General features: G+C 71.9%; 8 protein-coding genes. 4 read left to right on the forward strand and 4 right to left on the reverse strand.

Annotated features, from left to right (window positions below):
- The coding region (locus tag KDL01_RS38025) for a phosphatase PAP2 family protein (RefSeq protein ID WP_212533568.1) at nt 1–585 on the reverse strand (585 nt) is incomplete at its 3' end.
- Nucleotides 586–706: 121 nt separating this feature from the next.
- On the opposite strand from KDL01_RS38025, the gene KDL01_RS38030 reads away from it, so the two are divergent.
- Together KDL01_RS38030 and KDL01_RS38035 are read left to right on the forward strand one after the other, a co-directional pair.
- Nucleotides 707–1,588, forward strand: a complete 882-nt coding sequence (locus KDL01_RS38030; protein WP_212533569.1) for a DUF1206 domain-containing protein — start codon at nt 707–709, stop codon at nt 1,586–1,588.
- A 109-nt stretch (nt 1,589–1,697) separates the two neighbouring features.
- A complete protein-coding gene (locus KDL01_RS38035) occupies nt 1,698–2,228 on the forward strand; it encodes a hypothetical protein (protein WP_212533570.1) in 531 nt (176 codons plus the stop codon).
- 237 nt (nt 2,229–2,465) lie between these two features.
- On the opposite strand, the gene KDL01_RS38040 is transcribed toward KDL01_RS38035, so the two are convergent.
- Nucleotides 2,466–2,639, reverse strand: coding sequence for a hydrophobic protein (locus KDL01_RS38040; RefSeq protein WP_212533571.1), 174 nt, complete (start codon nt 2,637–2,639; stop codon nt 2,466–2,468).
- Nucleotides 2,640–2,838: 199 nt separating this feature from the next.
- Here KDL01_RS38040 and KDL01_RS38045 point away from each other — a divergent pair, with 199 nt between their 5' ends.
- A complete protein-coding gene (locus KDL01_RS38045) occupies nt 2,839–3,198 on the forward strand; it encodes a WhiB family transcriptional regulator (RefSeq protein ID WP_281415826.1) in 360 nt (119 codons plus the stop codon).
- Nucleotides 3,199–3,286: 88 nt separating this feature from the next.
- Nucleotides 3,287–4,897 carry an ArnT family glycosyltransferase gene (locus KDL01_RS38050; protein ID WP_212533572.1) on the forward strand — a complete coding sequence of 537 codons (1,611 nt, stop codon included), beginning with the start codon at nt 3,287–3,289 and terminating at the stop codon, nt 4,895–4,897.
- A 79-nt stretch (nt 4,898–4,976) separates the two neighbouring features.
- Here KDL01_RS38050 and KDL01_RS38055 read toward each other — a convergent pair whose 3' ends face one another.
- Nucleotides 4,977–6,095, reverse strand: coding sequence for a hypothetical protein (locus tag KDL01_RS38055; protein ID WP_212533573.1), 1,119 nt, complete (start codon nt 6,093–6,095; stop codon nt 4,977–4,979).
- A partial coding sequence (locus tag KDL01_RS38060) for a sigma-70 family RNA polymerase sigma factor (RefSeq protein WP_212533574.1) occupies nt 6,088–6,468 on the reverse strand: 381 nt, incomplete at its 5' end. The genes KDL01_RS38060 and KDL01_RS38055, both read right to left, overlap by 8 nt.

Consider the following 6,468-nt stretch of genomic DNA (forward strand, 5'->3'; position numbering starts at 1 on the left):
GGCGGGCAGGGCGCGGACGGTGTCGGGGGCGTCCGCGGGCGCGGGGGCGAGGGTCGGCCACCAGCGGGTGGTGGCCAGTCCCGCGGCGGCCCCGATCGCGGCCCCGGCCACCACGTCCGAGGGGTAGTGCACGCCCGTGACCACCCGGGACACCCCCACCCCGGCGGCGAGGGCGGCGACCGGGAGCGCCAGCCGCGGGTGCTCGAGCGCCACGCCGGTGGCGAACGCCGCGGCCGAGGCGGTGTGCCCGGACGGGAAGGAGGAGCTCGTCGGCGGCCGACGCAGGCGTCTGATGATCGGGGTCTGATCGGCCGTGGGGCGGGCCCGGCGCACCAGCGACTTGCCGATGAGGTTCGCGCTCGCGCTGGCCACGCCCTGGGCGGCCAGGCCCCGCAGCGCGGCCCGGCGGGCCCGGCGCTTCCCGCTCAGGCCCAGCGCGGCGGCCACGGCGAACCAGAGCGCGCCGTGGTCGGCGGCCCGGCCCAGCGCGGGCAGCGCCGAGTCCCACAGGCGCGAGGGCGCCACCGGAACCACCCGGATCACCCGGGTGTCGAGGCGGTGCACCCGCCGACGATGCGTCTCCATGCTCTGCGTCTCCTGCCAGCTCGCCCGACCCGGTCGGAACCGTTTACCCACAACGGCCGTGGGCACGCGGACGACCTGACGACCGGCCGAGACGAGGCATGTGGAAAGGACGGGACGCATCATGAGCGCTGGATCACGCTGGAGCTCGCACGCACAGTTCGGTGCCCGCCGGACGGACAAGACACGCAGGTCCGGGCGCCCGCGTCCGGCCGCCTCACGCACGCAGCACACGAACGCGCTCGACGCGCTCGGCCGCGTCGGATTCACCGCGCGCGGCATCGTCTACGTGCTGATCGGGTGGATCACGCTGATGATCGCGCTCGACCACCGCACCATGGAGGCCGACCGCACCGGTGCGCTGGAACTGATCGCGGGCAAGCCGTTCGGCTTCGTCGTGCTCTGGTTCCTGATCGTCGGGTTCGCCGGCATGGCGCTGTGGCGCGCGGTCATGGCGGTGCGCCCCGACCTTCCGGGCAAGCAGGGCATCGGCTCCCGGCTCGCCTCGGCGGGCAAGGCGGTGCTCTACGCCGTCGCCGCGTACACCACCGCCCGCTTCACCGTCACCGGCCACGCGAGCGGCTCGACGAACCGGGTCTCCACCGACTTCACCACCGACGCGATGCGCCACACCGGCGGGCGGCTGCTCGTCGGCGCCGTCGGGGTCGGCCTTGTGGTCGCCGGCATCGTGCTGATCAAGCGCGGAGTGCAGCGGCGCTTCGCCAAGAACCTGCGGATGGGGACGGTGTCCGCCGACACCCGTCGCCGGGTGCTGATGCTGGGCACGGCCGGCAACGTGGCGCGGGGCCTGATCGCGGGCGGCGCCGGGGTGTTCCTGCTCGACGCGGCGATCACCTTCGACCCCGACCGCGCCCGCGGTGTGGACGGCACGCTGCGCGCCTTCGCCGCGGCGCCGGCCGGTCCGGTGGTGCTGATCCTGATGGCCCTCGGGCTCGCCGCCTTCGGCTGCTACTCCTTCTGCGAAGCCCGCTGGCGCCGGCTGTGATCCGCACCGGCTCCCGGCCCCACTTTGCCAACTGCGGGTTTGCCGGCCCCGCGCGCGGTTATCCGTCGCTTCCGGATCCGCTGAATCGTCTTTCGGAGGTTGAAGCCCCATGACCGGTGCGGCGAAGGAAGCAGAACTCGAGTCCGGGCACCCCGCCCGGCAGGTTGTCCGGATGGCGATGACCCTGATCGGCGTCGTGGCCCTGGTCGCGGGCGCGTTCGTGGACTGGGTCGCGCAGCGGGTCGGCGACGACATGTCTCTCAAAGCACTGGTGGCGACGGGATTTCCGGCGCGCGGCGACTTCGTCAAGACGGTCGGCGCGCTGACGATCCTGATCGCCCTGGTCGGGCTGCTCGCGCTGGTGGACCGCACCGGCTGGCTCACCCGGCTGGCCGGCGCCGCGGCCCTGGTCGTGTTCGTGATGTTCGCCGTGCAGGCCTACCGCACCTACGGCCACGACATGGGCACGGCCTACCACCACACCCGCGCCGGGGCCTGGCTCCTGCTCGGAGGCGGAGCCGTGCTGCTCATCGGCGGCTTCTTCGGCGCCCGGGTCGTGACCGTGCCGGCCACGGTCAAGACCGAGCGCGGAAAGCGCAGCAAGCGCGGCAAGGTCGCCGCGCGCGAGTCCAAGGCGTAAATCCCGCCTCCCCACCTGTGGCGCCGATCCGGATTCCGATCGGCGCCACAGGTGTCGTCGTTTCGGATCGCGCGGATATCGCGGATATCGGGGATATCACTTCGAAGTACCGCTCGCGGAGGATTCACCGCAGGCCGGTGGAAACGGCGAAGTCGCTTCAGTCGACGTCACGCGGACACGAAAGCGCCCGACCGGGAGATCCCGGCCGGGCGCTTTCGGCGCGTGGGCGAACCGGCGTCACCAGCGGCCGTACCAACGCCGGCGGCTGCCGCTGGATTCGCCGCTTCTGATACCGAAGCCGACGAGCCAGGCGACGAACACGATGAGCGCGATCCACCACAGGACGTGCGCGGCGAAACCGAGACCGCCGAGCAGCAGTGCGACCAGCAGAACAAGCAGGATGACACCCACGAGAACTCCTTTGTGATCGGGGGGATTGTCGCATCCCCTCCGGAAATACCCGAACGAATTCTGCTGGGCGGATAACCTCTGCCCGGCGATTCAAACGGTCGGCCGGAGACGCCGTGCGCTGACATGCCGCGGCGAGGAGTGGATGTCGTCTTACGGATCGTGAGGGTTTATCCGTGTACTGAGCGGTCACTGGAGCGGCATGGACACCATGCTCCCGACTCGCCGGCCGCGCACCGGACGAGCCCGCCCGGGTGGACGCCGCCGCACGTCCGCCCCGAGGACCCTGAGCACCGAGCTCGCCGCGCTGGACTGGCAGCTCGAGGGCGCCTGCCGCGAACTGAACGAGGAGCTCTTCTTCGGGCCGCCGCAGACCATCGAACAACGGACGGAGCGGGCCGCGCGCATCCGCGAGGCCAAGCGGGTGTGCGCGCGCTGCCCGGTCTCGCAACGCTGCCTCGGCTACGCGCTGGAGAACGAGGAGGAGTTCGGAGTGTGGGGCGGGCTCAGCGAACTCGAGCGCTGGGAACTGCTCGCCGAGCGCCGTGCCCGGCGCGGATAACCGCCACCCGCCTCGGGAATTCCAGCCGGCCCTGTCGCGCCGTTCCCCGGGCCGTCCTGCCGCCCGGACCGGTTCTCTCCTGAATTCGATGCGGAGTACTGTCTTGACGCTCACCCAGGCCACGGAAGTACAGGAGCGACCGGAGTCCGGCCCGCCGCCGCGGTCCCGCCGTCGCCGGGACCTGCTCGTGGACCTCGGGATCGTCGCCGCGGTGGCGCTGGTGCTGCGCCTGTCGGAAGTCGGCTTCGGCCTGCCGGCCATGCTGAACTCGGACGAGCCGTGGAACATCACGGTCGGTACGGACATGGCCGCACACGGGGACTGGGACCCGCACTACTTCTCCTATCCCTCGCTCATGTACGACGTGGTCGCCGTCGCCGACCGGATCCAGCGGCTGCTGACCGGCCACATGTTGACGGCGGCGGACTTCGGCTCGCAGGGCATGGGGATCAACCAGACCTCGGACCCGGACATGGTCGTGGCGCTGCGCCTGATCACGGTGGCGCTCTCGGTGGGCATATGCCTGCTGCTGTGCGGCGTGGTCCGGCGGGTCACCGGGCGGCGGTGGGTCGCGGTGGGCGCGGGCCTGCTGGGCGCGACCTCTCCGCTGCTGGTCGGCAACGCCCTCTACGTCACGCCGGACACCTACTCGGCCTTCTTCACCGCCGCCACGCTCGCCGGGGCGCTCGCCGTCGTACGGCGCGGCTCCAGGCTCGACTACGTGCTGGCCGGGATCGCCGTCGGGTGCGCCCTCGGCAGCAAGTACAACTTCATGTGCGCGGTGCCCGTCGTGGTCGCCTACCTGCTCCACGAGGGCAAGAACGCCTGGCGGTGGCGCGCCCTGATCTCGCTGGCTCTGACGGGCGCGGTGGCGGCCGCGACCTTCGCCCTGACCACGCCGGCCCTGCTGTTCGACTCCAACTCGCTCGTCACCGGCCTCCAGTCGGAGCTGACGCACTATTCGGCGGGACACTCCGGCGCGCAGGGCGGGGCCCTGGGCTTCTACCTCAGCGACCTGCTGCACGACCAGGCGGTGCTGCTGCCCGGTGCCGCGGTCGCGATCGCCGCGGCGTGCTTCGGCCGGTTCCGCAAGGAGATCCTCGTCGTCGGCTCCTTCGCCGTCGGCTACTTCGCGCTGATCTCCTCGGAGGTCGTGCGCTTCGACCGGGACCTGCTTCCGCTGCTGCCCGCCCTGATGCTGTTGACCGGGTTCTCGGTGGCCTGGCTGGTCGAGCTCGCCGCGGCCGGCCGGCCGGTCGCGTGGCTCCGGGCGGCGCGCCTGCCGCAGCCGGCCCGCCTCGCCGTCGCGAGCCTCGTGGTCATCGCGGTGACGCTGCCGGCCGTCCTCGGCGCCACCCGGAATGTGCAGGCGCTCGACGAGGCGCCGCGGGCCGAGGCGGCGGCATGGCTCCAGGCACACGTGCCGCAGGGTTCGACGGTCGTGGACGAGCACTACGGTCCCTGGCTCGACACCACCGAGTTCCACGTGGTCGAGGTCGGCTACGCCGTGATCGACCCGCTGCCGTCGAACGCCGCGGCCATCGTCATCACGCAGAACGGCTCAGGGCGCTTCCTCGACTACCCCGCGCAGAACGCGGACCAGATGGCCGACTACGACACGCTGCTGCAGACCTACTGCGTGGCGGTGAAGTACACGGACGGCCCGTGGGTCGAGATCCTCACGCCCTGCCAGAAGTAGGAGTGAGGGCCTCGGCCCACGGGCCGTGGCCGGCCGCCGGGCGGTCGCCGGTCGGCCGTTCGATTATTCGATTACTCGACTATTCGACGGTGAAGTCCAGCGTCGTCTGGGCGTACGGCGCGGCCCGGTCGTAGTACGGCGGCGTCCACGTGATCGAGGCGCTCACCACCTGCGTGACCTGGCAGCCGGTCACCTCGGACGGCATCGAGTCCGACACGGACAGCCGGAACCGGGTCGTGCTCGACTCGCCCGGGGTGAGCTCGTAGGAGAACTGGCCGACCGCCTTCACGGGTCCGACCGCGGCCCAGTTCGCCCCCGTGTACCACTCGAGCGTGTACGCGTCCGCCGGCACCGTCACCACGGTGCTGCCGGCCTTGCAGACGACGGAGGTGAGCGACGCCATGTCGACGTACGACGCCGCGGTCTGGTCGGCGATCAGGGTGCTGAAGTCGACGCTCGGGCCGCCGCGTGCGACCTTCGTCGAGCTCTGGCTCACCGTGCTCAGCTTCGGGTAGTCGTACGAGATCCGCTCGGGGCCGGTCTGCGCCAGCACCGTCTTACCGTCCAGCACCCGCGTCGTGTAGGAGCTGATGCCGGTGGGCGGGTCCACGTAGGCGTCGTACTCGCTCGTGCCGGCGGGCAGCGCCAGGTCGAAGCTGACCACGCCGGGACGGCCCGGGCCCACGTCCTTGGCGACCTTGAGCGGGTTGGCCGCGTAGGACGTCGGCGAGCAGCCGCCGCCCACACCGCTGTCGCAGGGCTCGACCCAGTAGAGGGACTTGGTGCCCGCCGCGTCGAACTCGACCACGACGTGGCGCGCGGCCCCGGCGTTCTCGATCGTCAGCACCACCTTGTTCGAGGTCGCGGCCCCGTACCGGGCCGGCGGGGCCAGCCGCACGCTCACCGCGCCGTCCGCGTTCGAGGGTGACGCCGTGGCGTGCGCACTCGAGGTGGCGGCGGGCCGGGACGTCGCCGTGGTCCCCGACGCGGCGGCTGGGCCGGTGGAGCGCTCGAACAGGGGCCTGCTCGCCCCGAAAGCCGTGCCGCCGAGGACTAGGACCAGCGCGAGGGCGCCGGCCCGGTGCTGCCGGGTGCGCTGTGCGGCCCGCGCCCGTACGTGCTCGGCCGTGGGCGGTGTGAACGTCTCGACCACCTGCGCCGTGCCGGAGCGCAGTTCGGATTCGAAGTAGTCAGGCATGACTCGACGCCTCCCTGGCGAAAGCCAACGGGTTGCCGTGGTAATCAGGGGACTCGGTGAGCAGCGTGGCCAGCCGGGTCCGGGCGCGGGAGAGCTGGGACTTGACCGTCCCCGCCGCCACGCCCGTCTCCCGGGAGATCTCCTCCACGCTCAGGCCCATCAGGTAGAACAGGACGATCGCGCGGCGCTGCGCCGCCGGGATCTTCTTCAGGGCACTGACGATGGCGACGTAGTCGACGCTCAGCTCCGGGGTGTCCGGCGCGGCGCCGTGCCGCCGGTAGGCGGTGAGCCCCGTCTTGGCCCGGCGCCAGCGGCTGATCCGGATCCGGTACACGACGGTACGCACCCACGCCTCGGGGTCGCCGTACCCACC

The sequence above is a fragment of the Actinospica durhamensis genome (assembly GCF_018139695.1).
Classification (GTDB): Bacteria; Actinomycetota; Actinomycetes; order Streptomycetales; family Catenulisporaceae; genus Actinospica; species Actinospica durhamensis.